This window comes from Rubrivirga sp., from assembly GCF_049648075.1.
Lineage (GTDB): Bacteria > Bacteroidota > Rhodothermia > Rhodothermales > Rubricoccaceae > Rubrivirga.
On record NZ_JBARYR010000657.1, the window covers coordinates 1 to 3,998 of the forward strand.

The window sequence follows — 3,998 nt, forward strand, 5'->3', positions numbered from 1 at the left end:
CGACCGATCCGGTCTGGCGCTTGCGCCGGAGCCACCGGCCGAGCGACGCCTCGCCGACGGCGAAGCGGGCGGCCACAGTCGGGATGGAGTCGTCGCCACGCTCGTACGCGTCGACGGCGCGGCGGCGGAGGTCGGTCGAGATCGCCATCGGGAGTGCGGAGCGGCGAAGCTACCCGACCAGAGCTACCATGTCACGCTGTAACGAAATCGGGGACATAGGCTCGATGCGGGCTCAGTGGTGACATAGAGACAGCGTCAGCGGTTGACAGCTGAGCGCAGTATGCGGTTCGCTCTGAGAACGGCGTTGACAGCCATCTGCCGAGTGACTACTCTGGTTACGGCGAGTTGGTGGCTTGGCGCTCCCCTCCCTGCGACAGCACGGAACGACTCCGCCACCGTATCGAGTAGGGTATTACTTGAGTAGTGTGCCTCCCAGGCATCCCGTGCCGCCAGGGCCATGTTCGTCCACTGGTCCTCGACTTCGGCGAGCATACCGGCGATGTCCTGTGAATAACGCTCCGGTATGATCACTGCGCACGTGGACCAATCGATCCCTACGGGTAGCACGTATGAATCTGATATGATCACTGGCACGCGAGCGGCCTTCATGGTTTCGAACAGCCGGATCGACCCTGTTCCGCGTCCTCGAGGGCACACGAAAAACTTGGTCCTCCTCAGGCTCTCAGCGTAACTAAGCTTCGACGCCGTTCCACTTCGCGTGAACATCCGGTTCCACTCACCCCCTTGTACTATGACCGAGGCTCGATCAGCTTGCGAAAGCCCCCCGACAACTTGACGGCGGACCCGGTGTGTCAGACCTCCGTGGAACGTCGCGAGATGGCGAGCATCTCCAAGATCGTAAGCCTCGACTTGCTCGTTATAGGTAATGGGGTATGGACCCGTCCGGTGACGGGCGGAATCATGAAGCCGTTGCGGGAGAGAGCAGTATAGTCCAGGCTGTAGTCCTGTTGGGTGATCATTGTCATCCCATATGACATGTCTCGGTGACGCCTTTCTCTCGTACCGGCCGGCCGGCGTGCGGAGCGCAGCGATGCCTTCCACGTACGGCGTCGCTTTTGTCCGAACTACGATATCTGCCTCATGCGCGTGTGACACAATTCTTGCTGTCCCGGCTCCACCAGATATGTCATCGAGTAAACTCCTCCACTCGTTCGCTTGATGGATGGTCTCAGCTGACAGGTCGAAATAGATGGTAGTTCGGGTATCACTCATGTTCCGCTCTGGTCAACCGGATACGAATTGGCCTGACAGTAACCGACAGGTAGGTGGTCTTCTCGCGGACAGGCGTTAACGGCACCGGCTGAGAGCGCACCATCGGCATCGAGAGAGCAATGTCGGGGTCGTTGGACCCGCACTGCGGACCCGGCAGTACGCCCGAGGTTGGGACTCTGGGTTCGCTCGGGAGTGAACTGCTCACGTCTAAGTGCGCCCTGAGGTAGAGTTAGCGGCCGACATGGCCCCCGGCTTCGCCGATCCGGCGATAAGAAAGGTGGGTAACGGCATGGGTGTCAGGTCATGCGGCGGCCAGCGGCAAACCGCTCAACTCGTCGCGCGAGCCGCCAGCCAACGAATCGCCGGAGGCGGTGGAACCCGGGCGGCCCGCTGGGCTCGAGGTCGCTCCCACCAAGTTCCTCCACCCTCGCCCCCACACGGTGCCGCAAGTCCGGGTACTCCGGGTACACGTCGTAGACGAAGTCCTGGAGCACATGGGCTGCGGCCCGGCGCGTCCTCGGGCTGTCCTCGGCCTCGAGGAGATGATGTGTGCCGAGCGTCAGCGAGAGCGCCTGCGACTCTCGCGCGGCCCGGCTCTTGCGGCCGGACAGGCTCGCGTCGAGGCCGGACCGGTAGTGTAACCGAGCGCCGAGCGCGAAGCGCACGCCGTCGCTGCCTGCAATTACACGCGCGAAGAACTCGAAGTCGTCGATGAGTGAGAGCCTCTCGTCCCAACCGCCCGTCTGGTCGAGCAGTACACGAGGAATGAGGAACATGCCGGACTGCGTCATCGGGCGGGCGCCAGTCCAGTCAGATACGATCCAGTCCACCGGGTTCGCGTCACGGTAGGACGGATGGTGCGGGAAGACAGCCTCGGCAGGGTCGGAGAGGAACCGAGCCCACTGACCCATCGCGACATGTGACGACGAGCCTTCGAGCCGAGCCGCTAGACGAGCGAGGTGCTCCGAGCCGATCCAATCGTCGCCGTCGAGGAACAGCACGGCGGTGCCGGTCGACTCAGCGAGAGCTCGGTTCCGAGCTGCAGCGGCTCCTGCGTTGGCCTGGTTAATGACGCGGACGCCCCGGGCTTCGTAGGATTTCAACACGTCGCGTGTGCCGTCCGTCGATCCGTCATTGACGACGATGACCTCGACGTTCGGGTACGTCTGTGCCAATAGCGAGTCAAGGGCAGCACCAACGTACCGCTCGACGTTGTAAGCAGGGATCAGGACGGAGACGAGTGAGGCCATCAGCTAGCGCAGGCCGTCTCTGAGTTGGGGCACCCAGTGACGGATCTTCGATAAGACCCGGCTGCCTCCCCAAGCCAGCGCTCGAGGCATGTCGTCCAGCACCACTCGGACCGATGAGCGATCCGGATCACCAGAAGCGCGGAGGCCGGCCCACGAGACTGTGTAGTGATCGGGGTACCGGTTCCAGCTTGGGAACGTGAAAAACGGCTCTACCTTATTGTGCACGAAATGGCATAGAATCACCTCTTGGTCGCTGCGTGTCCACACGAGACGCTCCCCATCCCACGTGAGTCGAAACCGATGGTCCCACGAGAAGCTGGGCTCGGCCAAGACACGTGGAGTCCTCAAACGCAACACCCCTTCCTCGTGAGCGCGATGCGCTACATCAGTTAAGCTGACTGGCTGCCCCTCTTTGGCAAGGACGCTGACGTCTGATGGGCCACCCCACCGATAGCAAACCTCGTCGAACGCGTGAAAGTCAGACGACAGGAGGACTCGCTCGTAGTTCGGAGATCGCTCGAAGAGACGGGCACTAGGACCAGTGTTACGGAATAGTGTGAACGCGCCTGACAAGAAGCCAGGCCCGGCGACGGAATACACGTCTACCCCGTCTAAGATGGTATCGTCGAGGAAGTGCGACACGTTCCCCCAGACCATGTCGACATCGCAGTAGCCCCAAAACTCGTACCTGCCTAGGAGGTCGCGGTATACCGTCCCGAACGTAGGCTTAAAGTCGCAGAGCTTGTATGGCTTCTGGACATTGACCGGAAGGTCGAGGGTAGCCTGCGCGCGCTCGTTGAACCGGTCCAGCGTCTCTCGGTGCCAATAGACATTCGAAGGCAGCGCGAGCGGAGGCTCCCGGTTGGACACCACGTGTACGTCGAAGAGTGGGTTCGCTCCGCAACTGAGGAGGAACAGCCCCACGTAATCTGGCAGGTCGCCGACAAACACCGTGAGCAGTCCGATTCGTGGAGTCATGACCGAGAGAGGAGAGCCTCGAGCACGATCCGCCAGCCGTGCTGGAAGTAAGACCGCTTGGACTCCGCGACGTAGTGGTGCAGCACCGCCGTCGGCTGGCGGCCCTCGTCGAGCGACGGGAGCACAACGTAGTCGTCGGCTGGGGCCACGTCGCAGTCGCGGCCGGCGTACAACATGCTCGTGATCCCCTGCGTCAGGTTGTAGTGGGTCCCCTCCTCCGCCAGCAGTGTGCCGACGGCGTGCTCGAGCCAGTCGATGTCGAGGTCGGCGCCGCGCCAGCCGAAGATGCCGATGTTGGCGCGGTCGGGGAACGGCTTGCCGCCGACGAGCCGAGAGCGGAGGGCGTCCGAGTACCCGTACGCCTCGACCACGTCGACCATGTAGGCCGGCTTTTTGTCATCCTTCGCCAGCCAGTCGAGGAGCCAGTCGGGCCGCTGGAAAAAGAGCATGTCCGAGTCCAGGAGCATCTTCCAGCCTGGGCGCCCGGCGTGCAGATCGAGCACCTTGCGGATCAACGGCTGCTCGACCCGGCGCTCC

4 protein-coding genes and 1 pseudogene are annotated in these 3,998 nt (G+C 62.6%); all 5 read right to left on the bottom strand.

The genetic code is table 11. From position 1 onward, the window contains the following. Positions 1–148, bottom strand: a 148-nt coding sequence (locus WBA11_RS17680) for an IS630 transposase-related protein (RefSeq protein ID WP_424521963.1), incomplete at its 3' end; no start/stop codon positions are given. A gap of 107 nt (positions 149–255) precedes the next feature. Continuing rightward, entirely contained in the window at positions 256–1,233 is a 978-nt protein-coding gene (locus tag WBA11_RS17685) for an exostosin domain-containing protein (RefSeq protein WP_424521960.1), read from the bottom strand. Between the two features lie 296 nt (positions 1,234–1,529). Beyond that, positions 1,530–2,483, bottom strand: a complete 954-nt coding sequence (locus WBA11_RS17690) for a glycosyltransferase family 2 protein (RefSeq protein WP_424521961.1) — start codon at positions 2,481–2,483, stop codon at positions 1,530–1,532. A 3-nt stretch (positions 2,484–2,486) separates the two neighbouring features. Continuing rightward, entirely contained in the window at positions 2,487–3,461 is a 975-nt protein-coding gene (locus tag WBA11_RS17695) for a DUF6625 family protein (protein ID WP_424521962.1), read from the bottom strand. After that, positions 3,458–3,998: pseudogene (locus tag WBA11_RS17700) on the bottom strand (glycosyl transferase); the annotation flags it as partial. The gene WBA11_RS17695 and the pseudogene WBA11_RS17700, both read right to left, overlap by 4 nt.

What these genes read in the sequence shown, in the direction of transcription:
- WBA11_RS17685 (WP_424521960.1), bottom strand. Translation starts at nt 1,233, where the DNA reads ATGAGTGATACCCGAACTACCATCTATTTCGACCTGTCAGCTGAGACC.
- WBA11_RS17690 (WP_424521961.1), bottom strand. Translation starts at nt 2,483, where the DNA reads ATGGCCTCACTCGTCTCCGTCCTGATCCCTGCTTACAACGTCGAGCGG.
- WBA11_RS17695 (WP_424521962.1), bottom strand. Translation starts at nt 3,461, where the DNA reads ATGACTCCACGAATCGGACTGCTCACGGTGTTTGTCGGCGACCTGCCA.